The organism is Chromobacterium amazonense, assembly GCF_001855565.1.
Taxonomy (GTDB): Bacteria; Pseudomonadota; Gammaproteobacteria; order Burkholderiales; family Chromobacteriaceae; genus Chromobacterium; species Chromobacterium amazonense.
Map to the genome: position 1 here is coordinate 182,744 of NZ_MKCR01000002.1, position 25,377 is coordinate 208,120.

Consider the following 25,377-nt stretch of genomic DNA (forward strand, 5'->3'; position numbering starts at 1 on the left):
TGGCGACCGTCGCGGACCCAGACTGAAATGCCGTGAATATTCACCATGCGCCGCGCCCTCTCAGCCAGGCCTGGCCAGCGGTTTCATCCGTTCGTTTCTGTTCGGCGCGCTGCATTTGAAGCCGCCAATCCAGCGCAAGCGCTTCGCGCAATCGCCGCGCCTGCTCCTCGCGCCGGCGCGCCGCCTCCAACCGCCCGCGGCTGACTTCGGCATCGGCTTCCGCCAGCCGCAAATCCTGCTGTTGCGTCTGCTTCAACCCGGCCAGATGGCTTTTGTAGCCGGCGCAGTTCATCGCCAGCGCCGGGTGGCCGGCGGCGGCCGTGGCGCCGCTGGCGGCATTCAATTGCTCCAGGCGTTCGATATTGCGGCGATAGCGTTCCTGCAGCCGGCGCTTGGCGGCCAGCTCGGTTTCCAGCTTGTCGCCGTCGCGACAGCGCAGCGTCAGCAACAGGTCCAATTGGCGGATGGGCGGATTCATGCGCGGGCAAGCTCCTGCAGTTGATGGCGCGTCTCGGCAAACAGCGCGGCGTCATCCGCGCTTTGACGCAGCAGCGCCTCGATGCGCGGCTGCAGCCGCAGCGCGCGGTCGGTGGCCGGATCTGCGCCGGGCACGTAAGCGCCCAGCGGCAGCAAGCCGCGCACTTCTTGGTAGCGGCTCCAGGCCGCGCGCAAGTCGCGCGCGGCGGCGGCGTGTTCTTCATCGACCAGCTGGCTCATGCAGCGGCTGACCGAACGCGAAATATCGATCGCGGGATAGTGGCCGCGCTCGGCAAGCTCGCGGCTCAGCACGATGTGGCCGTCCAGAATCGCCCGCGCGGTGTCCACCACCGGGTCCTGCTGGTCGTCGCCCTCGGCCAGAACGGTGTAGATGGCGCTCATGCTGCCCGCGCCGCCTTCGCCGTTGCCGGCGCTCTCGGCCAGGCCGGGCAGCAGGCCGAACACCGATGGCGGATAGCCGCGCGTGGCCGGCGGCTCGCCCAGCGCCAGCGCCACTTCGCGCTGGGCCATGGCGTAACGCGTCAGCGAATCCACCAGCAGCAGCACATTGCGGCCGCAATCGCGGAAATGAGCGGCGATGGCGTGGCACAGCTCGGTGGCCTTCAGCCGCATCAAGGGGGACTCATCGGCCGGGGCCACCACCAGCACCGCCTTGGCCATCCCTGCCGGCCCCAAGGCGTGCTCGACGAACTCGCGCACCTCCCGGCCGCGCTCGCCGATCAAACCGACAACGACGACATCGGCCTCTGTATGGCGGGTAATCATGCCCAACAGCACGCTCTTGCCGACGCCGGAGCCGGCGAACAAGCCGACGCGCTGGCCGCGTCCTATGGTCAGCAAACCGTTGATGGCGCGCACGCCGACGTCCAGCGGCCTATCCACCGGCTTTTTCTTCAAGGGATTGATCGGGGGCGGATGGGCGGCCAGCGGCGCGTCGCCGGCCAGGCGGCCCTTGTCGTCCAGCGGTTCGCCCAAGCCGTTGACGATGCGGCCGAGCCAACCGTTGCCAATCATCAGGCCGCTATTGTCCGGGGCTGGCAAGACGCGCGCGCCGGTGGCCAACCCTACCGGCTTCTTGAACGGCATCAGGAAAGACACTTCGCGGCGGAAGCCCACCACCTGCGCCTGCAGCCAGCCGCCGCCGGCGGTTTCCACCAGGCAGCGCTGGCCGGTATGCAGCGGGCAGCCCACGCTCTCCAGCAGCAGGCCATTCACCCCCACCAGCTTGCCGCTGACGGTGGCGACCGGCGTTTCCGGCACGGAAAGCTGGCTCAGCGCCTGGCGCAGCATCGTTTAGCCCTCTTCCGCCATGAGCTGCTCGCGCAGGCTGCCCACGCAATGCTCCAGCCGCTGCTGGCAGCCGGCGTCGGCCTCGAATTCGACGCCGCGCACCCGGCATTCGCCCGGCGCCAGCGAGGCGTCGGCGCTCAGCTGCCATTGCGCGGCGCGCTCCGGCGCCAGCTCGCGGATGCGCTGGCACTCTTCCGGATTGAGCAGCACCTCCACCTCGCCCGGGCTATGCGCGCCCTGCGGCAAGGCGGCCAAGGTCTCTTCCACCAGGTCCAGAATCTGCACCGGCTTCAGCGCCAATTCGCAGCGGATCACCTGGCGCGCCACCTTGGCCACCAGATCGACGACTTCGTCGCGTTGCGCGGCCTGGTAATCGCGGCACAGCTTGCGCAATTGTTCGATGGCAGCCTCCAGCGGCGCCGCCAGTTGATCCAAGCCGGCCAGGGTTTCGGCGCGCGCGGCGGCGACGCCTTCGGCGCGGCCCTGCTCGAGGCCTGCCTGATAGCCGGCGTCGCGCCCGGCGGCCTCGCCGCTGTCAAAACCTTCGCGGTAGCCGGCATCCATGCCCTGGCGGAAACCGTCCGCGGCGGAGGCCTGCACCTCGGCCGCGGCGGCCGGCGCCAGCGGCGCGCCGTCTATCAGCGGCGGAAAGCGGAACGGTCTCCAGGCCTTCACTCGACCACTTCCTCAGGGAACAGCTGCAGGTCGATCTCGCCGGCGTCGGCCAACTGCCGCACCTGGGCCATGATCTCGCGGCGCGCTTCCTCGACCCGGCTCTTGGGCACCGGGCCCGAGCGGCGCATCGTCGCTTCGAAGTTCTGCGCCTGGCGGCGCGGCATGGTCTGGATGATGGCGTCGCGCACGGCAGGCTCGGCGCCTTTCAGCGCGATGGCCCACTGTTCCAGCGCAATGTCCTCGCAGATGCGCATCAGCACTTCTTCGGTCTGGCGCGACAAGATGAAGAAGTCGTACATCCTCGCCTCGATCTCGTCGACGATGTCCGGATCGTGCGCGCGCAGCAGCTCCATCATCCGGCTGCGGTCGCCCGGCAGGCGGTTGATGATGTCGGCGGTCTGCTGCATGCCCTCCACCGCCGTGCTCTGGGTGTGCAGGCTCTCCAGGCAGCGATCGACCAGCTCTTCCAGCTCGTGCAGCAGTTCGCGGTCCACATCCTTCAGCCTGGCCACATTGACCAGCACGCTGTCGCGGCTGGCGGCCGGCAAAGCGTCCACCACCTGGCCGGCCAAGGCCGGCGGCAGAAAGGCCAGGAACACCGCCTGCATCCGCACGTGCTCCACGGCGATGCGGTCGGCTAGCCATTGCGGCGACACCCATTGCAGCCGCGCCATCTTGGGACGGATGGCGTCGCCATAGATGGTGTCCAGCACGCTGCCGGCGATGTCGCCGCCCAGCGCCAGCTCCAGCGAGCGCTTGAGGAAGCTGCGGCTGGCGCCGTGCACTCCGCTCTGCTCGCGGTATTCATCAAAGAAGCGCTGCATGGTGGTTTTCACCGCGTCCACCTTGATGCCGCTCATGCCGGACATGGCCTGCGTCACCTGCAGCAGCTCCTCGCGGCTGAGGCAGCGCAACACGGCCGCGGCCGGCTCCTCGCCCATGCACAAGAGCAGCACGGCGGCCTGCTCGATGGCGCTCATCTGGCCATGGCCGGCAGGCGGTTGCGGGGGAACGTAAGCCGGGGATTCCGGCGGCGGATTATTGTTTGCGTCCATTGTTCTGCACCCATTGCTTGACCACTTCCGCGACGCGCTCCGGCTCCTTGGCCGCCAGCCCCTTCAGGTGCTCCACCATCACATCCACCGGCGAACCGGCCGGCGGCAGATCGTAATTTTCCAAGAGCGGCACCACCGCGCTGTCGCCCGGCGCGGCGGCCAGCGCGGCCTGGCGCTGGGCCGCGGCCTCGCGCAGCGGACGGTTATCCAGCAGCGGGTCTTCCGGCGTCACGTCCAGTTCGTCCGGCGTATAGTCGCGGAGTTTGTGTTCGGCCAATTGGCGGGCCATCTTCAGCAGCGGCCGCGCCAGCAGCAAATAGGCCAACAGCAGCGCTACGGCATAGGCCGTCCAGCGCGCGCCTTCGTACCAGGTTTCCGGCTGCTGCCAGATCGGCTCCTCCTGCGGCGCGGCGGCGAAGTGAAGCGTGGACACCGCCAGCGCATCGCCGCGCTCGGCGTTGATGCCCAAGCCGTTGCGCAGCAGCTTGTCGATATTGGCCAGGTCGGCAGGCTGCCAACCCTTGCCGCCCGGCGCCGCGGCCTGGTTCAGCGCCACCGCAACGCTGAGGCGGCGCAGGGTGCCGCGCGCTTTCTTGATATTGGTGATGTTGCGGTCGTAGGCGTACTGGCGGGTGACGGCATTCTTGCTGTTGCCGGCTTTCTCGCTGGCCGCGCCGGACGACTCGGTATTGACCGGACGGTTGCTCAGGGAGCCGGGCACGCCCAACGCGGCGCGCTCGGTGCTGGTTTCCTCGCGCGAGGCCTCGTTGGTGACCTTGGGCGCTTCCCCGTATTTTTCGCGTGTTTCCTCGACGCGGTCGTTGTCCACGTCGGCCGTCACGCTGACCTTGAAATTGTCGGCGCCCAAGACCGGCGTCAACAGGTCGCGCACATTCTGCAAGGCCTCCTGGCGGAAGCGCTTGGCTGCCTCGTTGTCGGTCGCCGCCAGATTGCCGTCGGCAAGATCGATGCGCCCGGACAGCAGCGCGCCGGCCTGATCCACCAGCGTCACCTGCGACGGCTCCAGCGTGGATACGCTGCCCGCCACCAGCTTGACCACGGCGGCGATCTGCTCATTCGACAACTGCTGGCCCGGCTTCAGCGTCACCACCACCGAGGCGGAGCCCTTCTCGCTGCCGGCAGTGACGAAAGAAGTGCTGCGCGGCAGCGAAAGATGCACGCGCGCGGCGCGCACCGGGTCCAAGGCCATGATGCTCTGCGCCAGCTCGCCTTCCAGGCCGCGGCGGAAGCGCACGTCCTGCACGAACTGGCTGACGCCCAAGGGGTCATTCTTGTCCAACAGCTCCAGCCCGGCCGGCAACTGCGCCACCACCCCCTTGGCCGCCAGCTGCATGCGCGCGCGGGCAAGGTCGGCATCCGGCACCAGCACCTGGCCGGTTTGCGGATGGATGCGGTACGGGATCTTGTCGGCATCGAGGGCCGCCATCATGTCGGCGCTGTTGACTTTCTCCTGGGCGCCGAACACCGGCTTGTAGCTGGCGTCGTCGCGCCACAACCACAAGGTGGCCGCCACGCTGACGCCTATGGCCAACAGCACGATGGGCAGCAGCGTGCGCCAGGCGTTGTCCGGCAGCAGACGGCGGCCGGCCATTCTTTGTTGTACTGCGGCAAAGCCGCTGCGCAGTTGTTTGACCACTTGCCCGCCCCTTACAGCTGCATCTTGATCAGCTCGTCCACCGCGCCGACCACTTTGTTACGCACCTGCATCAGCATGGAGAAGGACAGGCTGGCTTCCTGGCTCATCAGCATCGCGCCGACCAGGTCGTCGCTCTGCCCGCTGTCCACCTCGGTCATTTTTTCCGACGCCAGACGGTTCTGCTGATCGACGTCGCGCACGGCCGCCACCATCGCCTGGCCGAAGCTGTGTGCGGCCGGGGGCTCGTCCAGCGAGGGCTTAGGCGCCGCTACGGCGCTTTGGCCAAGCGCGTTCATCTCGCCCAGCAGCTGGTTGCGGTCGGCATGAATCATCAAACCGAGATTGGCGGCCATATCCCATCCTTAGAGTTCAAATCGTTGAGGCCCGCGCCGTTTATTGGCTGCGCTAACAAGTCTTGATGCAGGCTGCCGGATTTTAAACTCAATGATTTATTTAAATGCCGGTACTTTTCACAACAGCAAGCGTGAATTTTCCCCCTTTACCGCAAGCGGCCAACCAGTAAGATGCACACTCCCAGCAATAGACGGGGGTTGTCCGCAGCCTCCCCACAAACGACACACCGTCATGCCCAAAGCCAAAATCGTTGCACCGGAGGACGGCGCCCGCCTGCAGGCCTTGGATCTGCGCACCCTGGGCCGGCCGACCCACCTGCTGCCCTTGTTCGCCCGCGCGCTGCGGCAGGATCTGGTCGATTTCTTCGAGCGCGAGCTGAACCGGCGCTATCACGCCGGCTTCCGACTGTCTGCGCTCAGCCAGCATCTGCCCGCCGCAGACGAGCTGCGCTGGCAATGGCACGCGCTGGACGACTGGCAGCTGGGCAGCCATTTCGACCGCGGCCTGCTGCTGGGCATCCTCGATTACCGCTTCGGCGCCGACGGCGCCGCGGCCGAAGGCGAGCTGCCGGCGGAGACGGAAACCGAGCGCAGGCTGGCGAGAACCTTGGCCGAACGGCTGCTGCCGAGGCTGGCCGGCGTCATCCACCGCCTGGCCGGCCGCGACGCGCCAGCCAGCGCACTCCGCCCGCAAGGCTTCGCGCCGCAGCCGGCGTGGCAGCTGGAGCTGGACGTCGCCGACGGCGACCGGCCGCTGGGCGCGCTGCGCCTGCGCCTGGACCACACCGCCTTCGACGCGCTGCTGCAAAGCCTGTCCGGCCAGCGGCCGCGCCTTGCCGGTCCGACCGAACGCGCCCGCTTCGACGAAACGCTGCAACTGCGGCTGAACGCGCGCCTGCTGCAGCAGGAACTGCCGCTGGGGGCCATCCTCGATTTGAAACCCGGCAGCGTGCTGCCGGTATCGCTGCCGCCGCGCGCCGAAGTCTGCGTGCGCGAGACGCCACTGTTTTCAGCCCAGGTGGCGGAGCGGCAGGGCAAGCTGTGCCTGAGCGGCTTCACCGATATCGAATGAGCACCGAAGGAAACCCGATGGATCACAACCAAGACTTCGACCTGGACGGCATTCTGGACGGACTGGACACGGAAGCACCCACGCCCGCTCAAGACGCGCCCACCCGCGACATGACGCCGTTTCTGCGCAAGATTCCGGTCCGGCTCACCCTGGAAGTCGGCGGCGCCGACATCTCGCTGGCCGAACTATGCCGCATCGGCCCCGGCTCGGTTGTGGAACTGGACAAGGCGGCCGGCGAGCCGCTGGACATCAAGGTCAACGGCACGACCATAGGCCGCGCCGAGGTGGTGGTGTCCGGCGACAACTACGGCCTGCGCGTGGTGGAACTGAACGACCTGCAGCTGGACAGCCTCGCTTGATGAAGCGCGCCCTCATCCTGCTGCCGGCGGCCGGCTGCATGCTCTGCGCCGCTCCGGCCTGGGCCGAGCCGCTGAAGCTGCTGACCGCCACTTCCGGCGGCGCGGCGGTGGACTTCACCGTCAAGACGCAGATCCTGATCCTGATGACGGCGCTGGGCCTGCTGCCCATTCTGGCGCTGATGATGACCAGCTTCACCCGCTTCGTCATCGTACTGTCCCTGCTGCGCCAGGCGCTGGGCCTGCAGCAGGGTCTGCCCAACCGCCTGATCACCGGCGTGGCGCTGATCCTGACCCTGCTGGTGATGCGGCCGGTGGGACTGCAGGTGTGGAACGAGGCGATGGTGCCCTTCGATCAGGACAAGATCACCATGCAGCAGGCGCTGGAGATCGCCGCCAAACCGGTCAGCCGCTTCATGCTGGCGCAAACCGGCAAGACCGCGCTGGCCCAGGTGGCCAAGCTGTCCGGCGAAGGCGACATCGCCCGCCCGGAAGACCACGCCTTCACCGTCAAGCTGGCGGCCTTTGTGCTGTCAGAACTGAAAACGGCGTTCCAGATCGGCTGCATGCTGTTCATTCCCTTCCTGGTGATAGACCTGGTGGTGTCCAGCGTGCTGATGGCGATGGGCATGATGATGCTGTCGCCGCTGGTGATCTCGCTGCCGCTGAAACTGCTCTTGTTCGTGCTGGTGGACGGCTGGTCGCTGACCGTCAACACCCTGGTCACGTCGATACAGGCCTATTGAGGAGATACGCATGCTGACGCCCGACATCGCGGTCGACATCGTCAACGACAGCCTGCGCGTGGTGGTGACGCTGGTGGTGCTGCTAGTGCTGCCCAGCCTGATCGTCGGCGTGATTGTCAGCCTGCTGCAGGCCGCCACCCAGATCAACGAGCAGACGCTATCCTTCCTGCCGCGGCTCTTGATCGTGCTGCTGACCATCGCGCTGGCCGGCCACTGGATCACCGGCTACCTGATGGATTTCTGCGTCGCCATGTTCCAGCGCGCCGCGAGCCAGGTGGGATAGATGCAGGGCCTGTACGCCCAGCTGCTGGATCTGATTCCCGCCGTCTGGTGGCCGTTTTGCCGCCTGCTGGCGGCGTTCAGCATCGCGCCCTTCATCGGCGACGCCATGATGCCGCTGCCGGCGCGCATCGGCTTGGCGCTGGCATTGGCCGTCGCCTGCATTCCCGGCATGCCAGCCCATTCGCCGATCGACCCGTTCTCCCTGCACGGCGTCGCCGCCAGCGTGGAGCAGGTCATCATCGGCCTGTTGTTCGGCCTCGCTTTCCAATTGACGCTGTCCGTGCTGTCGCTGCTCGGCTTCCTGCTGTCCTCGCAGATGGGATTGTCGATGGCGGTGATGAACGATCCAGGCAACGGCAACAGCTCGGACGTGGTGTCCAGCCTGCTCTATCTTTTGGCCGCGCTGCTGTTCTTCGCCATGGACGGCCACCTGGTGCTGGTGCAAGTTGTCTACGCCAGTTTCCGCGCCTGGCCGCTGGGAGGCGGCATTCCGCAAGCCTCGCTGCCGGTGCTGGCCGCCAGCGTCGGCTGGGTGATGTCAGCGGCGATGATCCTGGCCTTGCCGGTGGTGTTCGCCACCTTCGTCGTCCAGGCCGGTTTCGGCATGATCAACCGCGTGGCGCCGGCGCTGAATCTGTTTTCCTTGGGCTTCCCGGTGGTGACCCTGTTCGGCCTGTCCACGCTGACCCTGCTGATGCAGGTGCTGCCGCCGCAATACCTGAGCCTGAGCGAGCAGACGCTGCGGCTGCTGAACCGCCTGCTGGAGATCGGCCATGGCTGAGGCGCGACAGGGAGACAAGACCGAAAAGGCCACGCCCCAGCGGCTGCGCAAGGCCCGCGAGCAGGGCCAGGTGCCGCGCTCCAAGGACCTGGCCGCCGCGCTGGGACTCTTGCTGGCGCTGAAGATGATGTTCTGGCTGGCACCGGGCTGGCTGGACGATTTCCGGCAATTGTTCGCGCTGGCCTTCGCCTCATTGGCCGGCCAGGGCGCGCTGGAGAACAGCTGGTCCAAGCTGTTCGGCGGTACCTTGTTGTTGCTGATCAAGATGCTGGCGCCGCTGGCCGTCATCCCGCTGGCCATGCTGCTGCTCAGCCTGTTTCCAGGCGGCTGGGTGTTCGTGCTGAACCAGATCAGCCCCAAGTTCGAACGCATGAACCCACTGGCGCATCTCTCCCGGCTGGCCTCGCCCAAGCACGCCAGCGAGATCGGCAAATCCATCGCCAAGGCGCTGGTGCTGGGCTGGCTGCTGTACCGCGTGGCCAGCGACGCGCTGCATGACTTTTTCGCCCTGCACAGCATGCCGCTGCTACCCACGCTGGCCGGCGCCGCCGATCTGCTGCTGTCCTGCCTGCTCAAACTGGCCGCGGTGTTCCTGCTCTTCGCGCTGGCCGACTTGCCGCTGCAGGTTTTCCTGTTCTTGAAACAACAAAGAATGAGCAAACAGGAAATCAAGGAAGAGCACAAGAACACCGAAGGCCGCCCCGAGGTGCGCCAGCGCATCCGCCAGCTTCAGCGCCAACTGGCGCAGCGCGGCGTGCGCAAGGCGCTGCCCGGCGCCGATGTCATCATCGTCAACCCCAGCCACTACGCGGTGGCGCTGAAATACGACGAAGATAGGGCCGAAGCGCCCTTCATCGTCGCCAAGGGCGTGGACGAGATGGCGCTGTACATCCGCCAACTGGCCGACGAGCTGAAACTGACCGTGCTGCCGCTGCCGCCCCTGGCGCGCGCGGTGTACCACACCACCCAGGTCAACCAGCAGATTCCCGCACCGCTGTACCGCGCGGTGGCGCAGGTGCTGACCTATGTTCTGCAACTGAAAGCGTTCCAAGCGGGCAACCGCCGCAACCTCCCCACCCTGCCGGACCTGTCGGTCCCGCGCGAACTGTCCGACCCCGAAGCCGCATCATGAACTCGCTGACTAAACTGCTTGCCGATATCGGCCGCCACAAGCTCGCCGCCCCGCTGTTCCTCCTGGCCATTCTGGCCATGGTGATGCTGCCCCTGCCGCCCCTGGCGCTGGACATGCTGTTCACCTTCAACATCGTGCTGGCCATCATCGTGATCCTGGTCAGCGTATCGGCGCGGCGGCCGCTGGACTTCTCGGTGTTCCCCACCATCATCCTGGCCACCACGCTGCTCAGGCTGTCGCTGAACGTGGCGTCCACCCGGGTTGTGCTGCTGCACGGCCACGAGGGCACCCATGCCGCTGGCCGGGTGATCGAAGCCTTCGGCAATGTGGTGATAGGCGGCAATTTCGTGGTCGGCATGGTGGTGTTCGTCATCCTGATGATCATCAACTTCATGGTGGTGACCAAGGGCGCCGAGCGAATCTCCGAGGTGTCGGCCCGCTTCACGCTGGATGCCCTGCCGGGCAAGCAGATGGCCATCGACGCCGACCTCAACGCCGGCCTGATCAACCAGGAGCAGGCGCAGCAGCGACGCCGCGATATCGCCACCGAGGCCGACTTCTACGGCGCAATGGACGGCGCGTCCAAATTCGTCCGCGGCGACGCCGTCGCCGGCATCCTGATCCTGATCATCAACCTGTTCGGCGGCGTGGCCATCGGCGCGCTGATGCACAATCTGTCGATGGGCGACGCCTTCCGCCAGTACGCGCTGATGACCATAGGCGACGGCCTGGTGGCGCAGATTCCGGCGTTGCTCTTGTCCTCCGCCGCCGCCATCATCGTCACCCGCATCAACGACGAGGCCGACATGCCGCAGCAGGTGGGCAGCCAGATGCTGGCTTCGCCGACCGTGCTGATGAGCGCGGCCGGCATGATGCTGGTGCTGGCCATCATCCCCGGCATGCCGTGGCCCACCTTCCTCGGCTTCGCTGCGCTGCTCGGCTACGTGGCTTGGCGCATGCACGCGCGCCAGCCTCCTACGGCCGCCGCGCTGAATCAAACCGCGGTCAAATCCGCCATTCAGGGCGAGGCGGAAATCGAGCTGGAATGGAACACGCTGCCCTATTCCGATGTTTTGGGCATCACGCTGGGCTACCGGCTGGTGGCGCTGCTGGATGCCAGCCAGGGCGCGCCGCTGACCAAGCGGGTCAAGGGCGTGCGGCAAAGCCTGTCCGAGCAGATGGGCCTCTTGCTGCCGACCGTCAGCCTGCGCGACGATCTGCGGCTCAAACCCTCGCAATACGCCATCCAGATCTCCGGCGCCACCGTGGCGGAGGCGGAGGTCTACGCCGACCGCCTGATGGCGATCCCGTCTCCGGACGTTTACGGCGAGGTGGACGGCATCCCCGGCATCGACCCGGCCTACGGCATGCCGGTGACGTGGATCGCGCTGGCCGACAAGAGCAAGGCGCTGGGGCTCGGCTTTCAGGTGGTGGACTGCGCCAGCGTGATGGCCACACACCTGAACAAGGTGATGCGCGAAAACCTGCCCGAGCTGTTCCACCACGACGACGTGGCGGCGCTGGCCGATCGGCTGGCGGCGCTCGCCCCCAAGCTGGCGGCCGCGCTGGGCCAGGCGCTGACGCCAGTGCAGCAGCTGCGCGCCTACCGCCAGCTGCTGCAGGACGGCATCTCGCTGAAAGACATCGTGCCTGTCGCCACCGCGCTGCTGGAAGCCAGCGACGCCACCAAGGACCCCATCATGCTGGCCGCCGAGGTGCGCTGCGCGCTGAAGCGGCAGATCGTGCAGGCCATCGCCGGCCCGCGCGACGAGATCCGCGCCTTCAACCTGTCGGCCGAACTGGAAAACCTGCTGCTCTCCGCGCTGTCGCAAGCGCAGCAAACGGGCAAGCCGCAGCTGGACAGCTTCCCGGTGGACCCGAACGTGCTGCAGCAGCTGCAAGCCAATATGCCGGTGATCCGCGACCAGATGAAACAAATGGGCCAGCCGCCGGTGCTGCTAGTGATGCCGCAGATCCGGCCGCTGCTGGCGCGCTATGGCCGCTTGTTCGCTCCCGGCCTGAACGTGCTGTCGTACAACGAGGTGCCGGAAAACCGCCAGGTGAGCCTGACGGGCACGCTGGGCTGACCTTATTGCATTTCATGCGCCATGCGGCACTTAGCGGCAAGGCCCATGGCATCGGTTGCAAGCCTAGCCAGGAAAAGAATCATGCCAATGAATTTTTTTGCATGTTGTGAAAATGCAATTGCATGATTTGCAAAATGCGAAAATTTTGTCATTTAATGCGCATTACACTGGCATGACAAGAAAATGGGTGCTAGCATGCAGAGCATGAATTTGATGTGAAGGTACTTCACCATGTCCGATGCCAAATGCGCCAATCAGATCATTTGCGACAACATCCGCGCCCAGCTGGAGCACTTCCGCTGGCCGGAAGCCCAACAAGCCGGCCTGATCGAACAGATTCTGGGATTGAGCACCTCTCAGGCCTACCGCAAGCTGAACGGCAGCAGCCCATGGCAGCTGGCCCAGGTGGAAAAGCTTGCGCAATATCTGAACATCCCCACCTCCACCCTGCTGGTGAACCGCGCCGAGCCGGATGCCCCGGCCACGCCCGCCGCCAACGAGCAGGAGCTGATTCCGGCCATTCTGCATCTGAACAATCAGAGCGGCGAAGCGCACTGTTGGATCCAGCTGGGCGAAGAGTTGGCGGACGACTCCTGCGCCCCGCTGCTGCTGGCCAAGCGTCTGCACGACTGCTGGCATGTTTTCCCCGGCACGCAATTCGACGGCGAAGGCGGCCATGAAGTCACTTACCTGACCATCCGCCCGCCCAAGCGCGCCAACAGCAAGCGCCTGCTGGTCGCGGTGCTGGACGACAAGGACGCTGACCTGCTGTCCGCCATCCTGGTGCAGCAGGGCCTGTTCGCGCTGCCTTACTACCAATCGCAAGCGCTGCTGCAGGCGCTGCCGCAGGAAGATTTCGACGCTTTCGTGCTGGACTGGGTGCTGGACGAACCCGGCAGCTGCATGCAAGTGATCGAAACCATACGCCGCCATTCTCCGAATGTGCCCATCATCGTGCTGACCGGCTACGCGCTGGAGCACGAGAATGAGCTGTCCCAGGCGCTGCAGACGCACGGCGTCTACTACATCGGCAAACCGGCGCCCGGCTCCATTCTGGCGCTGCAGATCAAGAACATGGTCACCAACGCGCTGGAACCGGCCGGGCTGAACTAAACCGCAGCCGCGCAAAAACAAACAGGCTCCGCAAGGAGCCTGTTTGCATGCCATCGGATGACACGGACTACGCCGGCAACACCGCCAGCGCCGCGCGCAGCTGCTGGCCATCGAAAGGCTTGCCCAAGCGGGCGGAGAACCAGCTGGCGCGGGAATCGGCAAATTCGGCCGGATCGGCGCTCATCGCCAGCATCAACGGTCTTTGCGGCTGCTTGCGCGCCAGCTCCGCCAACAGATAGCCGCTGTCGCCCCCTAGCTGCATGTCCAGCAGCAGGATGTCGAAACGCTGCTGCGCCAGGCAATCCGCCGCCTGCGTCAAGGTGGCTGCGCAGCGCACCTGGAAACCATCCTGAGCTAGCCACTCCGCCACCGAAGAACGAATCTGGGCGTCGTCATCCACCAGCAGCAGGCTGCGCCCGCCCCGGCCCGCCAACACCTCGCGCAGCGGCAGCCGCACCGTGAAGACCGAACCCTTGCCCACTTCGCTGTCCATCTCGATATGGCCGCCGAACAATCGCACCAGCTCCTTGACGATGGACAGGCCCAGGCCGCTGCTGCCGGGACGGCGATTGCGCCCCTGGCTGAACGGCTGGAAGATGCGCTGCCGGTCTTCCTCGGCGATGCCGATGCCGGTATCGCTGACCTCCAGCCACAACTCCAGCTGCTCCTCGCTGCGCAGCCCGCGGGCGCGGATCTTGACTTCGCCCTGGTCGGTATAGCGGATGGCGTTGGACACCAGATTGCCGACGATCTGGCGCAGACGGATTTCATCCATCATCACCATGTCCGGCAGGTCCGCAGTCTCGCATAGCAGCTTCAGTCCCTTGGCGTCGGCCGGCGGCTGCATCACATCCACCACCGTGCGCAGCACGCCGCTCAGGCTCATCCGTCCCGGATTCAGCCGCAGTTGCATGTTTTTGATCGCCGACACATCCATGATGTCGTGCACCTGGCTGGTCAGTTGCGCCATGCCGGCCTTCATCCGCTTCAGCGCCAGCTGCGCCGCCGGTTCCGGCAAAACGGCCGGCTCCACCAGCTCCATGCACATTTGCATCGACTGCAAGGGGGAGCGAATCTCATGCCCCAGCGCGCCCAGGAAGGTGGTGCGATCCAATTCCAGGGCCACCGTCGCCCGATGGGCGTCACGCTCCTGATCCAGCAAGGCCTGACGAGCTTCGGCCAGGGTTTTCACCTCCTGGAAGCGCATCAGCATCAGCAGGATGCCGCAGATGCCGCCGCACAACACCAGCTGCAAGGCCAGCATTTGCGAGCGCTGGCTGGACAGCGCGCGCGTGCGCGCCATCCGCGCCGCCACCTCGGCTTCGCGGCTTTGCACGGCGAAATTCGCCAGCACCGGGCGCAAGGCATCGATGCGCGACACCATCTTGCGCGCCGCCTGCGGGGTCATGTGCTGCCAGTCATTGGCTTTCAGCAAGGGACTGAGCGCGGCTTTCAGCTCATCGAAGCCGGCCACGCCCTTGAGCTGGCGATGCACCAGCACGGTGTCGGGCGCCTCGAACACCTGATAGCGGCTGAGCAACAATTGATATTGCTGCTTCACCGCCGGCAGGCTCTGCGGCGCGGCGGAATAGCCGATCAATTCGGCGCGCGTCTTTTCCAGCTCGATATGCAACTGCGCGACATTCCAATACAGCTGCTCGCTCTTGCCGCCATCAATCAAAGCCTGGCTGGCGCGGTCGATGCGGTAAAAGTTCCACACCGCGGCGAACAGCAATACCAGCAGCGGCATCATCAGCCACCACGGCATGCGCAGCGTTTTTTTGAGCTTGGCCAGCGTCACATCACCTCCAGCGCTTCAACCTGCCATACCAGTTTGGCGTCAAGCGGCGGTCCTTTTTCGGCATCGGGCATCTCGGGCAGGGGGTACATCAGCCACAATGGCCCGTAATGAGCGACATCGAACGGCTTGTTGTCGATGCGGCGCGCCAGCACCACATTGCGGCTGTTCAATTCGGAAACGGCAATGTCGTAGCGGTAATAGTTGATCGCCAGCACCCGCACCATGCTGCCTTTGGCGTCGGCCTTGGCCAGGATGTCTTTCACCAGCGGACCGCTGAATGTCACCATCGGCGTCCAACTGGTGGCGGTGCGAAAGCTCAGCTGCCGCAGCTTCGCCAAATCGCTGTCGCGAAATTGATAAACCCCGCGCTTGGCATCGGTGAAGCGTCCGATCTTTCCCGACACCGTCAGCACTACCGGATCGGCATCAGCCAGAGCGCAAGCGCTCAGGCACAGGCCCAACCATACCCACCAGGCCTTTCGCATAGCCATCCTCATCGTCCACCACAAAAAGCGCAATTATATTCGCCACAACAGCGGAACAACCAGCTTTGCGCGGCAATTGCATACAGCCCGCCACATTATCCCCCATCTGCATGCCGTATGGCTTTGGCAAGGCGCAATAAAAAAGCCATCGGCATGACCGCTGGCTTGCATCGCGGCAAAACGCGCCGCCATGCTGATGATTACTGCAGCAGGGACATGGCCAGGCTGTTCATGCTGCCGCTTTGCTTCAGCATGGAGGTGCTGGCCTGCGTCAGCATCTGCTTGGCGGTCATGGTGGAGCTTTCGACTGCGTAGTCGGTATCCATGATGCGACCCTTGGCGGCCAGGGTGTTGTTGTTCACGTTGTTCAGGTTGTTGACCACGTGGTCCAGGCGGTTGGCGTTGGCGCCCAGGGAGGAACGAACGGTGCCGACGGCATCCAGAGCCGCGCCAATGGTGGTGATCGTCTCGGACTTGCCAATTTCCTCACCCTTAGTCAGCTTCTCAAGGGCAGTCACTTCAGTATCCCATTCGCCCTTTGCTGTATCCTTAGCAGTACCAGCCGCAGCTTTATCCCATTTATCTTTGGCGTCAGCAACTTTCTTTTGTTGGTCCGAAATATCCTTAACTGCCTTCTCTTCGGACGCCGCATCCGCAAAATAATTTTTCGAAGAGACTTGCGCCAGCGCATTACCCAAAGCAGACATTTGCGCCGAGAGATCGACCGACATCGACTCACTAGCAGCCGCACCGATCTGGAAGCTCAGGGTGCCGGAGATCTTGCCGCCTTGCAGCAGCTTCTCGCCGCCGAAGGAGGTGTTCTTCATGATGTTGCTCAGCTCTTTGCCCAGCTGATCGAACTCGGATTGCATCGCTTTTTTGTCGGCGTCGGTCGAAGTGGCGTTGGCGCCTTCGGTGGACAAGTCTTTCATCCGTTGCAGGATGTTGGTCACTTCGCCCAGCGCGCCTTCGGCGGTCTGCAGCATGGAGATGCCGTTCTGGGCATTCTTCATGGCGACGGTCATGCCGCGGCTTTGCGCGTCCAGACGGGTGGCGATCTGCAGGCCGGCGGCGTCATCCATGGCCGAGTTGATGCGCAGGCCGGTGCCCAGGCGAGTCATCGATGTCGACAGCGCGCCTTGGGTGCTGTTCATATTGGACTTGGTGTTCAGTGCTGCGATGTTGGTGTACAGGCTCAGCATGGAAAGGCTCCATCTTGGTTGGGTCGTGAATCGGCATCTCTGCCCTACCCGAACAAGGCGGCCAGCCATCGATACAACTTAAACTGCAACAGAATGTGAAAAATCACGGCATTTTTCGCAAGCCGCATGCCGTGGCCACATTTCAAGTCTATAAAGAAGATGCGCAAGCCAATCCAATGTCATCAAATGGATGGAGCATCGGCGATGAATACTCAGGCGAATCCGTTTTTGCAAGAAAGCGCAGTGATCAGCCAATTTCCCGGTTTCGGCCCCGTCCGCGCCCACCAGCTGTCCGGCTATCTTTCGATTGGCGACGACGCCGGCGGCTGGCTGTATTTCTGGTTCAGCGAGGCCGCCAGCAATCCAGAAAACGCCCCGCTGCTGGTCTGGATCAATCACGCTGCGGAACAGAACGCGCTGGCATGCCTGTTTGATGGACACGGCCCGTACCTGCTGGACGAATCCGGCTGCGTGCACGCCAATCCGTTCAGCTGGCACCTCCACGCCAACTACCTGATCATCGATCAGCCGCTAGGCCATGGATTGTCCTTCCTGAGCCATCCGCGCTACCAGCCGGCAAACTACGAGGAAAGCAGTCAGCAAACCTATCACGCGCTGCAGGAATTCCTGTTGCGCTGGCCCCGCTACCGGCAACTTGATTGCTATCTGTTCGGCGTTGGACAGGCTTGCCACACGCAAGCTCACCTGGCCCATCGCATCCTGGATGGCAACCATGGCGGCCAGCCCGAGATCCGCTTGCGAGGTCTGGGCTTGGGCAATGCGCTGATCGCGCCTGAAATCCAGCTGCAGAGCCACATCGAGTTTGCCTGCCAGCACCGACTGATCCATGCCGAAGAAAAGCGCCGCGCCGAAGCCTTGCTGCAGGATTTTCGCCAGGCCAATGCCTCGCCGTCGCCGCTGCAGCGCCAGCGCGCAAATCAGCTGGCGAAAGAGTTGGAGCTTTATATCGAACAATGCAGCGGCCGAGACTCGCAAGACATCCGCCTCCCTCCCGGTCGTGCTCACGCGCAGCTTGGCGACTACCTGGCCAAACCTGCGGCGCGGCAAGCTCTGCATATTGACCCGCGCGCGCTCAAGCCGCCCCCGCCATTCGCCGCGCAACAGGCGGCATGGCAGGAATCCTCTTCCCACCTGTTTCCAAGACTGATGGAAAAGCTGAAGCTGCTGTTCTTTCATGGCGAATGCAGCATGCAAGGCAACCACCACGGCACGGAGGCGTGGCTCAATACGCTCTGCTGGAGCGATGCAGCAGTCTTCCGCCAGCAAAAACGCGAAACCTGGCAACCTTACGGCCTGCCCGCAGGCCAGTTTCTCCGCCACAATCAGCTCTTCCATCTGATCATCCATGACGCCGGTCTGCATATCGCGCGCACCCAGCCGGCCTGCGCCCTGGCCATGCTGCAGCAATATTTGACGGCGGCAGAGGTCGGCGAACCCCGAGCTCGCTAAGCCCTAGCCGGGGGCATGACGACGACTGCGAAGTTTCCCATGCCAACCACCTGTCCTCACTAACGACTATAAATTGACCTTTTCTGGCCGCCGCACTTAAATGTCATTTTCAATCCAGGGCGGAGCCATGAACCACATTACAGAGCAGGCCATTCGACAACTCTGGCGGCCCAGCCAGCTGGATTCCGCTTGGCTGGACCAATTGCGCCTCCAGGGCCAAGGTCCCGTACTGCCCTCTTCCTTCGCGCTGGATGCCGCCGCCCAAGCCTGCCTCGCCGCAAGCGGTCTGGCCGCGGCGGCGTTCTGGCACGCAAGAGGCGGGGAACGGCAAACGGTCAGCGTCAATCTGCATCATGCCGTCGCGGAATTTCGCAGCGAGCACTATCTGCGGGTCGATGGCGCTCAACCGAGCGACCCATGGGACAAAATCGCCGGCATCTACCGCTGCGGGGACGGCCGCTGGCTGCGCATCCACACGAACTTCCCGCATCACTGCCAAGGCGTGCTGCAACTGTTGCAGTGCGAGTACGACAAGGCCGCGGTAACGGCGGCGCTGCAAAAATGGACAGCCTTTGATTTTGAAGACGCCGCCGCCGCCCGCGGCCTGGTGGCCACCGCGCTGCGCAGCTTCGCGGAATGGGATGCCCACCCTCAGGGCCAGGCGGTGGCGGCGCAAGCTGTGTTTTCGCTGACCCGCCTCGACCATGCCGAACCGCTGGCGCTGACGGATGCGGACCGCCCCCTTGGCGGCGTGCGAGTGCTGGACCTGACCCGCATCATCGCCGGCCCGTTGGGCGGACGCGTGCTGGCGGCGCATGGCGCGGATGTGTTGCACATCTCTTCGCCCAGACTGCCGACCATTCCCACGCTGGACATGGACATGGGACGCGGCAAACGCAATGCGCAGCTGGACCTGACGCGCGAGTCCGACCGCGATGCCCTGCGCCGACTGCTGGCCGATGCGCATGTCTTCATCCAGGGCTATCGTCCAGGCGGGCTGGCCGGACTCGGCTTCTCGCCAGACGATGCGGCCCGGGTGCGGCCCGGCATCGTCTATGTCTCGCTCAGCGCCTACGGCAATCAAGGCCCTTGGGCCGGGCGGCGCGGTTTCGATTCGCTGACGCAAACTGCCAGCGGCTTCAACCTGGCCGAAGCCGAGGCCGCCGGTTCCGAGACGCCGCGCGCCTTTCCGGCGCAGGCGCTGGACCATATCGCCGGCTATCTGGCGGCGCTGGGCGCGACGGCCGCGCTGCGCCATCAGCGGCAGCAAGGCGGCAGTTGGCATGTGGAGGTGTCGCTGGCGCAGGCCGCGCACTGGTTGCGCGGTCTCGGCAGGGTCGAATGCGCGATCAACTTACCCATCCCCACGCTGGAAGACGTCCGCCCCTGGCTGGAGGAAGCCGACTCGGGCTTTGGCCGACTGCTCGCCGTGCGCCATGCGGCCGAGCTATCGCTGACGCCTGCGCGCTGGCCGCTGCCAGCCATGCCCCTGGGCAGCCATGCCGCCAGCTGGACTGTCTGAAGGGTCAGGTTTCATCGCCAAAGCGCTCGTTGACACTGGCGGTTTCGATCTCAGTCGAGAGCGCTATGCGAACCAACAAATATCTGATCGAAGCGCTGCTGTTCTCCAGCTATGTCCTCTTTGGCATGAGCTGGGCCGGCGGCAGCGCCTTCATTCCGCAGATCATGCGCGAACTGGGCGTGCACGACTTGGCCGCCGGCTCCCACATCAGCAACGCCGTGGCCGCCGCCAAGCTGCTGGGCACCTTCGTCGCCGCCGGCATCCTGTCGCGGCTGCTGGCGAAAAAGGCGGTGGCGCTGGCCATGGCGCTGATGGCGCTGGGCGCGCTGACGCCCTTCGTGCACAGCTACCCCTGGCTGCTGCTGGTGCGCTTCCTGATGGGACTGGGCGGCGCGCTGGTCATCGTCTATTTCTCGCCCGTCGTCATGCAATGGTTCGCGCCAAGCGAGCGCCCCTTCGTCAATGGCTTGAATTCGGTGGCCTTCAACATCGGCGCCGCCGCCATCCTGTTCGGGCTGCCGGCCATGCTGGGCTGGTTTCATGACTGGCAGACCACGCTGCTCGCCGTTTCGCTGGGCAGCTTGTTGTGCCTGGCGCTGTGGCTGGTTTTCGGCGCGGACGGGGCGGCGGAGGCGAAGCCGGGCGATTCAGGGCCGCGCCACACGCTGGGACAGGGCCTGAAGGAGCGCTTCAACTGGCTGCTGGCCTTCACCTACAGCGGCACGCTGTCCTTCTATGTGATCCTGTTCAGCTTCTACCAGAACGCCGGCATTCAGCAGGCGAAATACGTGGTGCTCGCCGGACTGGCCGGCACGGTGGCCGGCATTTGGCTGGCCAGAAAAATGACGCGCCGCCTGCCCTTGCTGCGGCTGTCCGGGCTGCTGCAACTGCTGGCGGTGATCGGCCTGCATGCCCAGGTTTGGGGATGGAGCGACGACGCGGGGCTGGTCACCGCGTCGGCGCTGGCGGCCGGCTTCTTCATCTTCCTGCCCATCACCAGCCTGGTGACGCTGGCGCAGGAGCAGCCGGGCATGACGCCGGACAAGGCGGCGGTCACTTTCAGCCTGTTCTGGTTTCTCAGCTATCTGCTGGCCACGGTGGCGCCCTACCTGTTCGGCAAGCTGGTGGACCTGCGCGGCGGCGATTACGGGCTGGCGATGGCGTTCGCCACGCTGCTGTCGTCCACCTTCCTGCTGGGCTCGCTGCTGATGCGCGAAACGCGGGAGCCCGCCGCGCGCCAGGCCGCTCAGGGCGCTTAGATACGGCGCAAATTAAGGCTGGCCGGCACGCGCAGATCGCGCTCGGCCAGCTCCTCGCCCTGCAGCAGCGCCAGCACCTGGCCCAGGCTGGCCTCGGCCAGCGCGCGGCTGTCCTGGCATATGGCGTCCACCGGCAACGGCAGGCAGTCGAGCAGCGGATGATCGTCGAAAGTGAGCAGATATCGCGGCGACTCGCGCAGCCGATGCCGTTCGCGGATGAAGGACAGCACGCCCTCCAGTAAGGTGATGGACGCGGTGAACAGCGCGCGCGGGTAGCGCCCGTGGCGGGCATGCCAGTCGGCCATCATCCAGTAGCCGGATTCACGCTGGAAATCCCGCTCGGCCACCCAGTCGGCGCCCTCTTCCAAACCCGCGGCTTGCAGCGCCTGCCGGTAGCCGGCTAGGCGCTCGCGGCTGGCCGACAGTTCCGGCTGGCCGCCAAAGTATGCCAGCTCGTCCACTCCGCCGGCCAACAACGGGGACAGCAGCCGGGCGACGCTGTCGCCGGCATCGGTGACCGCCGACGGGATGCCGCTGCCGGGAATATGGCGGTCGGCGAACACGAAGGGCAGCCGGGCGGTCCAGGGCTGATAGCGCGCGGCGTCGCCGCTGCACGGCACCACGATCATGCCGTCCACCTGGCGCGCGGCCAATTGGCCGATGCCGTCGCTCTCCCGTTCCGGGTCTTCGTCGCTGGTCACCATCAGCAATTGGTAGCCCCGTTCGCGGCAGCGGTTCTCCAGCGCCTGCGCCAGCGCGGCGTGGGTGGAGTTGGTCAGGTCCGGCACCACCAGGCCTACGCTGCTGCTGCGCCGGCTGCGCAGGCTGCGGGCCTGTTGGGAAGGCTTGAAATGATGCTCGCGCGCCACCCGCTCCACTTTTTCCACCGTGGCCGGCGAGATGCGGTAACGCTCGGCATGGCCGTTCAGCACCATGCTGGCGGTGGTGCGCGACACGCCGGCCAGGGCGGCGATGTCGTCTATGGTGAGACGCTTGAAACTGCTCATGGGTCGGGATAGTTGAGGTGGGCGACGGCAGGGATGATAAACGGAAGAACCAGGGCCGGCCATGCCGGCCGGCCCTTCGGACGCTTACTGCTTGATCAGGTTCAGCGGCACCGGGATGAACTTGTCCACCTTCTGGCCGTCGGCCAGCTTTTTGGCGGTCTGCACGCCGTACTGGCCGATCAGCGCCGGCTGCTGCTGCACGGTGGCGGACAGCGTGCCGCCCTTGACCGCGGCCACGGCGTCCGGCGTGGCGTCGAAGCCCACCACCACCACGTTCTTCAGGCCGGCTGCCTGGATCGCCTTCACCGCGCCCAGCGCCATTTCGTCGTTGTGCGCGAACACGCCCTGGATGTCCTTGTTGCCCTGGATGATGTTTTCCATCACCGACAGGCCCTTGGCGCGGTCGAAGTCGGCCGGCTGCTTGGCCAGCAGCTTGACGCCGTCCTTCTTGTCCACCACCTGATGGAAGCCCTCGCCGCGCTCGCGCGCGGCGGAGGAGCCGGCGATGCCTTCCAGCTCGACGATGCGGCCCTTGCCGCCCAGCTTGTCCAGCAGGTACTTGCCGGCCATCACGCCGCCGGCGATGTTGTCGGACGCGATGTGGGCGCTGACTTCCGCGCCGTTGACGCTGCGGTCCAGCGACACCACCTTGATGCCCTTGGACGTCGCTTCCTTCACCACGTTGGCCACGGCGGAGGAGTCGGTCGGGTTGATCAGGATCACGCTGACCTTCTTCTGGATCAGGTCTTCCACGCTGGCCTGCTGCTTGGCCGGATCGTCCTGCGCGTCGACGGTGATCAGGTTGACGCCCTGTTTCTTGGCTTCGGCCGCCGCGCCGTCGCGCAACTCGACGAAGAACGGGTTGTTGAGCGTGGACACCGCCAGGCCGACGGCGATCTTGCCGTCTGCCGCCGCGGCGCTGGCGTCGCCGGCCGGCGCGCCGCCCGGGCCCTGTTTGGAGCAGGCGGCAATGCCGAAAGCCAGGATGCCGGCCACAAGCGGGGTAAGAATGCGTTTCATGCTGATGCTCCCTGAAAAATGGAATGATGCACTGCATTGAGCGGCGCGCGCCGCCATCGTCACTTCTTGTTGCTGCGATCCAGCAGTACCGCCAGCAGGATCACCGCGCCCTTGATCACCTGCTGGTAGAACGAGGACACGCCCAGCAGGTTCAAGCCGTTGTTGAGCACGCCGATCAGCAGCGCGCCGATCAGAGTGCCGAAAATCCAGCCGCGGCCGCCGCTGAGGCTGGTGCCTCCCAGCACCACCGCGGCGATCGCGTCCAGCTCGTAGCCGGTGCCGGCGGTCGGCTGCGCCGAATTGAGGCGCGAGGTCAGCACCACGCCGGCCATCGCCGCCATCGCGCCGGAGGTGGTGTACACCCACAGCTTGACGCTGTCCACCTTGACGCCGGACAGCCGCGCCGCCTCCTCGTTGCCGCCGGTGGCGTACAGGTGGCGGCCGAACACCGTCTTCTTCAGCAGGAACCAGAAGCCGGCGAACAGGATCAGCATCCACACCACCGGCACCGGGACCAGGCCGGCGACATAGCCGCCGCCCAGCATGGAGAACAGCTCGCTGTCGAAGCCGGTGATCGGGCTGCCGTTGGAAAACACCAGCGCCAGGCCGCGCAGGATGGTCATCGACGCCAGCGTGGCGATGAACGGCGCCACCTTGCCCTTGCTGATCACCAGGCCGTTGAACAGGCCCATCGCCGCGCCGGCCAGAATGCCCAGCAGGGTGGACAGCATGGGATCGAAACCGCTGCGCAGCAGCGTGGCGGTCAGCACCGAGGACAGCGCCAGGATGGAGCCGACCGACAGGTCGATGCCGCCCAGCAGGATCACCAGCGTCATGCCAAAGGCGATCAGCGCATTGATCGACACCTGGCGCATCACGTTCAGCAGGTTGTTGACGGTGAGAAAGTCCGGGCTCATCACGGATAGGCCGACGGCCACCAGCACCAGGGCGATGAAGGGGCCAAGACGTTGCAGATTGGCTTTCTGTTGCGGAGTCATGCTTGCTTCCTGCTTTCGGTGGCAACGGCCCCGCCGGCGGCGGCGGCCATCAAGATTTCCTGATTGCTGGCGGCCGCGTCGAAGATGCCGGCCTGACGCCCTTCGTGCAGCACCAGGATGCGATTGCTCAGCGCCAGCACTTCGGGCAGCTCGGACGACACCATGACGATGGCGGTGCCGGCCGCGGCCAGCTGGTTGATGATGTGATAGATCTCGGCCTTGCCGCCGACGTCGACGCCGCGCGTCGGCTCGTCCAGCAGCAGCACCTTGGGCGGATTGGCCAGCCACTTGGCGAATACCACTTTCTGCTGGTTGCCGCCGGACAGCGACTTGACGTCCAGCTCGGCGTCGCGCGTGCGGATGCGCAGCTGGCCGATCAGGCCGTCCACCGCCCGTTTTTCCTCTGCGGCGTTCACCACCCCCAGCCGGGCGTACTGGTCCAGATGCACCAGGGTCGCGTTTTCGCGCAGCGACATGCCCAGCACCAGCCCCTTGCTTTTGCGGTCTTCGGGCACGAAGCCCAGGCCGGCGGCGATGGCGTCGCCCGGCGCGGCCACTTTCAATTCCTTGCCGTCCAGCTCGACGCGGCCGGCGGTGCGGCGCTTGGCGCCGAACAGCGTCTTCAGGATGTCGCTGCGGCCGGAGCCCATCAGGCCGGCAATGCCCAGCACCTCGCCGGCGCGCACTTCGAAGCCGATGCCGGCGATCATGTCCTCATCGGCCAGATTCTCCACCTTCAGGCGCACCGCGCCGGGCGCGGTCTCGCGCTTCGGATAGCGCTCGCCGATCTCGCGCCCCACCATCATCCGCACCACCTCGTCGAAATCGGTGCGGGCGATTGCGCGCTCGCCCACAAAGCAGCCGTCGCGCAGCACGCTGATCTTGTCGCAGACGCGGAAAATCTCTTCCATGCGGTGCGAGACATAGACGATGGCCACGCCATCGGCTTTCAGCTGGGCCATCAAACCGAACAGCCGGTCGATCTCGCGCTCGGTCAGCGCCGCCGTCGGCTCGTCCATGATCAGCACGCGCGCCTTCAGCGCCAGGGCCTTGGCGATTTCCACCATCTGCTGCTGGCCGATGGACAGGCTGCCGGCTTCGGCATCCGGATCGATGCCCTCCGCGCCCAGCGCCGCCAGTTGTGCCCTGGCCTGCCGGCGCATCGCGGCAAAGTCGATGAGGCCGAACCGTGACGGCTCGCGCCCCAGGAACAGGTTTTCCATCACCGACAGCTGCGGAATCAGGTTCAGTTCCTGGTGAATGATGGCGATGCCGGCCGCTTCCGCGGCGGCGGTGTCGCCCAGTCCGACAGCCTTGCCGTCCAGCAGAATCTCGCCCTCGTCGGCGCGGTGCACGCCGCTGAGGATTTTCATCAGCGTGGACTTGCCGGCGCCGTTTTCACCCATCAGGGCGTGGATTTCCCCGCCTTCAAGATGGAACGCCACGTTCTGCAGCACCTTCACCGGGCCAAAGGCCTTGCTGATGCCGCGCATGGTCACTTGCATGGTGCGGCTCC

24 protein-coding genes are annotated in these 25,377 nt (G+C 65.3%); 11 read left to right on the forward strand and 13 right to left on the reverse strand.

Features of this window, described 5'->3' with window-relative positions; genetic code table 11:
• Positions 1-40 precede the first annotated feature (40 nt).
• Genes fliJ through fliE form a run of 6 tightly spaced genes read right to left on the reverse strand, consistent with a single transcriptional unit; the run spans position 41 to position 5,528 of the window.
• Positions 41-478: a flagellar export protein FliJ gene (gene fliJ, locus BI343_RS01580; RefSeq protein ID WP_071108376.1), complete on the reverse strand. Its 438-nt coding sequence runs from the start codon at positions 476-478 to the stop codon at positions 41-43.
• Positions 475-1,788: a flagellar protein export ATPase FliI gene (fliI, locus tag BI343_RS01585; protein ID WP_071108377.1), complete on the reverse strand. Its 1,314-nt coding sequence runs from the start codon at positions 1,786-1,788 to the stop codon at positions 475-477. Before fliI ends, fliJ begins: the two co-directional genes overlap by 4 nt.
• Positions 1,789-1,791: 3 nt before the next feature.
• Entirely contained in the window at positions 1,792-2,463 is a 672-nt protein-coding gene (fliH, locus tag BI343_RS01590; protein ID WP_071108378.1) for a flagellar assembly protein FliH, read from the reverse strand.
• Positions 2,460-3,518, reverse strand: a complete 1,059-nt coding sequence (locus BI343_RS01595; protein WP_083340741.1) for a flagellar motor switch protein FliG — start codon at positions 3,516-3,518, stop codon at positions 2,460-2,462. Before BI343_RS01595 ends, fliH begins: the two co-directional genes overlap by 4 nt.
• Entirely contained in the window at positions 3,502-5,175 is a 1,674-nt protein-coding gene (gene fliF, locus BI343_RS01600) for a flagellar basal-body MS-ring/collar protein FliF (RefSeq protein WP_071108379.1), read from the reverse strand. Before fliF ends, BI343_RS01595 begins: the two co-directional genes overlap by 17 nt.
• Positions 5,176-5,186: 11 nt before the next feature.
• A complete protein-coding gene (gene fliE, locus BI343_RS01605; protein ID WP_071108380.1) occupies positions 5,187-5,528 on the reverse strand; it encodes a flagellar hook-basal body complex protein FliE in 342 nt (113 codons plus the stop codon).
• Positions 5,529-5,760: 232 nt separating this feature from the next.
• Between fliE and BI343_RS01610 the strand changes: the two genes are divergently transcribed.
• The 8 genes from BI343_RS01610 (at position 5,761) to BI343_RS01645 (ending at position 13,097) form a co-directional block, all read left to right on the forward strand.
• Positions 5,761-6,600: a flagellar motor switch protein FliM gene (locus BI343_RS01610; protein ID WP_071108381.1), complete on the forward strand. Its 840-nt coding sequence runs from the start codon at positions 5,761-5,763 to the stop codon at positions 6,598-6,600.
• Positions 6,601-6,617: 17 nt separating this feature from the next.
• On the forward strand, positions 6,618-6,959 hold the full coding sequence (fliN, locus tag BI343_RS01615; protein ID WP_071108382.1) for a flagellar motor switch protein FliN: 342 nt from the start codon (positions 6,618-6,620) through the stop codon (positions 6,957-6,959).
• The gene (gene fliP, locus BI343_RS01620; protein ID WP_071108383.1) at positions 6,959-7,702 is read left to right on the forward strand and encodes a flagellar type III secretion system pore protein FliP; all 744 of its coding nucleotides are present in this window, start codon (positions 6,959-6,961) and stop codon (positions 7,700-7,702) included. The genes fliN and fliP overlap by 1 nt, the downstream gene beginning before the upstream one ends.
• A gap of 10 nt (positions 7,703-7,712) precedes the next feature.
• Positions 7,713-7,985, forward strand: a complete 273-nt coding sequence (gene fliQ, locus BI343_RS01625) for a flagellar biosynthesis protein FliQ (protein WP_043622525.1) — start codon at positions 7,713-7,715, stop codon at positions 7,983-7,985.
• Positions 7,986-8,765, forward strand: a complete 780-nt coding sequence (gene fliR / locus BI343_RS01630; protein ID WP_071108384.1) for a flagellar biosynthetic protein FliR — start codon at positions 7,986-7,988, stop codon at positions 8,763-8,765.
• A complete protein-coding gene (flhB, locus tag BI343_RS01635; protein WP_071108385.1) occupies positions 8,758-9,897 on the forward strand; it encodes a flagellar type III secretion system protein FlhB in 1,140 nt (379 codons plus the stop codon). Before fliR ends, flhB begins: the two co-directional genes overlap by 8 nt.
• Positions 9,894-11,984 (forward strand): flagellar biosynthesis protein FlhA, encoded by a 2,091-nt coding sequence (locus tag BI343_RS01640; protein ID WP_071108386.1) that lies wholly within the window; start codon positions 9,894-9,896, stop codon positions 11,982-11,984. Before flhB ends, BI343_RS01640 begins: the two co-directional genes overlap by 4 nt.
• Positions 11,985-12,215: 231 nt before the next feature.
• The gene (locus BI343_RS01645; protein WP_043622514.1) at positions 12,216-13,097 is read left to right on the forward strand and encodes a helix-turn-helix domain-containing protein; all 882 of its coding nucleotides are present in this window, start codon (positions 12,216-12,218) and stop codon (positions 13,095-13,097) included.
• Positions 13,098-13,164: 67 nt separating this feature from the next.
• Here BI343_RS01645 and BI343_RS01650 read toward each other — a convergent pair whose 3' ends face one another.
• The 3 genes from BI343_RS01650 to BI343_RS01660 form a co-directional block, all read right to left on the reverse strand.
• Complete coding sequence (locus BI343_RS01650) at positions 13,165-14,898, reverse strand: hybrid sensor histidine kinase/response regulator (protein WP_071108387.1); 1,734 nt, start codon at positions 14,896-14,898, stop codon at positions 13,165-13,167.
• Positions 14,895-15,389 carry a putative pterin-binding protein gene (locus tag BI343_RS01655; RefSeq protein WP_139165604.1) on the reverse strand — a complete coding sequence of 165 codons (495 nt, stop codon included), beginning with the start codon at positions 15,387-15,389 and terminating at the stop codon, positions 14,895-14,897. The genes BI343_RS01650 and BI343_RS01655 overlap by 4 nt, the downstream gene beginning before the upstream one ends.
• 194 nt (positions 15,390-15,583) lie before the next feature.
• Complete coding sequence (locus BI343_RS01660) at positions 15,584-16,654, reverse strand: flagellin N-terminal helical domain-containing protein (RefSeq protein WP_244886551.1); 1,071 nt, start codon at positions 16,652-16,654, stop codon at positions 15,584-15,586.
• A 135-nt stretch (positions 16,655-16,789) separates the two neighbouring features.
• Here BI343_RS01660 and BI343_RS01665 point away from each other — a divergent pair, with 135 nt between their 5' ends.
• From BI343_RS01665 to BI343_RS01675, 3 genes are all read left to right on the forward strand, one after another.
• Positions 16,790-18,055: a S10 family serine carboxypeptidase-like protein gene (locus BI343_RS01665; protein WP_071108389.1), complete on the forward strand. Its 1,266-nt coding sequence runs from the start codon at positions 16,790-16,792 to the stop codon at positions 18,053-18,055.
• Positions 18,056-18,182: 127 nt separating this feature from the next.
• Complete coding sequence (locus tag BI343_RS01670) at positions 18,183-19,577, forward strand: CoA transferase (RefSeq protein ID WP_139165605.1); 1,395 nt, start codon at positions 18,183-18,185, stop codon at positions 19,575-19,577.
• A gap of 65 nt (positions 19,578-19,642) precedes the next feature.
• Positions 19,643-20,836 carry an MFS transporter gene (locus BI343_RS01675; protein ID WP_071108391.1) on the forward strand — a complete coding sequence of 398 codons (1,194 nt, stop codon included), beginning with the start codon at positions 19,643-19,645 and terminating at the stop codon, positions 20,834-20,836.
• On the opposite strand, the gene BI343_RS01680 is transcribed toward BI343_RS01675, so the two are convergent.
• The 4 genes from BI343_RS01680 to BI343_RS01695 all read right to left on the reverse strand — a co-directional run bounded on the left by BI343_RS01680 (position 20,833) and on the right by BI343_RS01695 (position 25,366).
• A complete protein-coding gene (locus tag BI343_RS01680) occupies positions 20,833-21,843 on the reverse strand; it encodes a LacI family DNA-binding transcriptional regulator (protein WP_071108392.1) in 1,011 nt (336 codons plus the stop codon). The two genes, BI343_RS01675 and BI343_RS01680, sit on opposite strands and share 4 nt — an antisense overlap.
• Positions 21,844-21,927: 84 nt before the next feature.
• The gene (rbsB, locus tag BI343_RS01685; protein ID WP_071108393.1) at positions 21,928-22,863 is read right to left on the reverse strand and encodes a ribose ABC transporter substrate-binding protein RbsB; all 936 of its coding nucleotides are present in this window, start codon (positions 22,861-22,863) and stop codon (positions 21,928-21,930) included.
• Between the two features lie 59 nt (positions 22,864-22,922).
• Positions 22,923-23,861, reverse strand: a complete 939-nt coding sequence (locus tag BI343_RS01690; RefSeq protein ID WP_071108394.1) for an ABC transporter permease — start codon at positions 23,859-23,861, stop codon at positions 22,923-22,925.
• Positions 23,858-25,366: a sugar ABC transporter ATP-binding protein gene (locus BI343_RS01695; RefSeq protein WP_071108395.1), complete on the reverse strand. Its 1,509-nt coding sequence runs from the start codon at positions 25,364-25,366 to the stop codon at positions 23,858-23,860. The genes BI343_RS01690 and BI343_RS01695 overlap by 4 nt, the downstream gene beginning before the upstream one ends.
• Between the last annotated feature and the right edge of the window lie 11 nt (positions 25,367-25,377).

Excerpts from the sequence above, each read along its gene's own strand:
- fliJ (WP_071108376.1), bottom strand. The coding sequence starts at position 478 with ATGAATCCGCCCATCCGCCAATTGGACCTGTTGCTGACGCTGCGCTGT.
- fliI (WP_071108377.1), bottom strand. The coding sequence starts at position 1,788 with ATGCTGCGCCAGGCGCTGAGCCAGCTTTCCGTGCCGGAAACGCCGGTC.
- BI343_RS01595 (WP_083340741.1), bottom strand. The coding sequence starts at position 3,518 with ATGGACGCAAACAATAATCCGCCGCCGGAATCCCCGGCTTACGTTCCC.
- fliE (WP_071108380.1), bottom strand. The coding sequence starts at position 5,528 with ATGGCCGCCAATCTCGGTTTGATGATTCATGCCGACCGCAACCAGCTG.
- BI343_RS01610 (WP_071108381.1), top strand. The coding sequence starts at position 5,761 with ATGCCCAAAGCCAAAATCGTTGCACCGGAGGACGGCGCCCGCCTGCAG.
- fliN (WP_071108382.1), top strand. The coding sequence starts at position 6,618 with ATGGATCACAACCAAGACTTCGACCTGGACGGCATTCTGGACGGACTG.
- fliP (WP_071108383.1), top strand. The coding sequence starts at position 6,959 with ATGAAGCGCGCCCTCATCCTGCTGCCGGCGGCCGGCTGCATGCTCTGC.
- fliQ (WP_043622525.1), top strand. The coding sequence starts at position 7,713 with ATGCTGACGCCCGACATCGCGGTCGACATCGTCAACGACAGCCTGCGC.
- fliR (WP_071108384.1), top strand. The coding sequence starts at position 7,986 with ATGCAGGGCCTGTACGCCCAGCTGCTGGATCTGATTCCCGCCGTCTGG.
- flhB (WP_071108385.1), top strand. The coding sequence starts at position 8,758 with ATGGCTGAGGCGCGACAGGGAGACAAGACCGAAAAGGCCACGCCCCAG.
- BI343_RS01640 (WP_071108386.1), top strand. The coding sequence starts at position 9,894 with ATGAACTCGCTGACTAAACTGCTTGCCGATATCGGCCGCCACAAGCTC.
- BI343_RS01645 (WP_043622514.1), top strand. The coding sequence starts at position 12,216 with ATGTCCGATGCCAAATGCGCCAATCAGATCATTTGCGACAACATCCGC.
- BI343_RS01655 (WP_139165604.1), bottom strand. The coding sequence starts at position 15,389 with ATGGCTATGCGAAAGGCCTGGTGGGTATGGTTGGGCCTGTGCCTGAGC.
- BI343_RS01660 (WP_244886551.1), bottom strand. The coding sequence starts at position 16,654 with ATGGCTGGCCGCCTTGTTCGGGTAGGGCAGAGATGCCGATTCACGACC.
- BI343_RS01665 (WP_071108389.1), top strand. The coding sequence starts at position 16,790 with ATGAATACTCAGGCGAATCCGTTTTTGCAAGAAAGCGCAGTGATCAGC.
- BI343_RS01670 (WP_139165605.1), top strand. The coding sequence starts at position 18,183 with ATGAACCACATTACAGAGCAGGCCATTCGACAACTCTGGCGGCCCAGC.
- BI343_RS01675 (WP_071108391.1), top strand. The coding sequence starts at position 19,643 with ATGCGAACCAACAAATATCTGATCGAAGCGCTGCTGTTCTCCAGCTAT.
- BI343_RS01680 (WP_071108392.1), bottom strand. The coding sequence starts at position 21,843 with ATGAGCAGTTTCAAGCGTCTCACCATAGACGACATCGCCGCCCTGGCC.
- rbsB (WP_071108393.1), bottom strand. The coding sequence starts at position 22,863 with ATGAAACGCATTCTTACCCCGCTTGTGGCCGGCATCCTGGCTTTCGGC.
- BI343_RS01690 (WP_071108394.1), bottom strand. The coding sequence starts at position 23,861 with ATGACTCCGCAACAGAAAGCCAATCTGCAACGTCTTGGCCCCTTCATC.
- BI343_RS01695 (WP_071108395.1), bottom strand. The coding sequence starts at position 25,366 with ATGCAAGTGACCATGCGCGGCATCAGCAAGGCCTTTGGCCCGGTGAAG.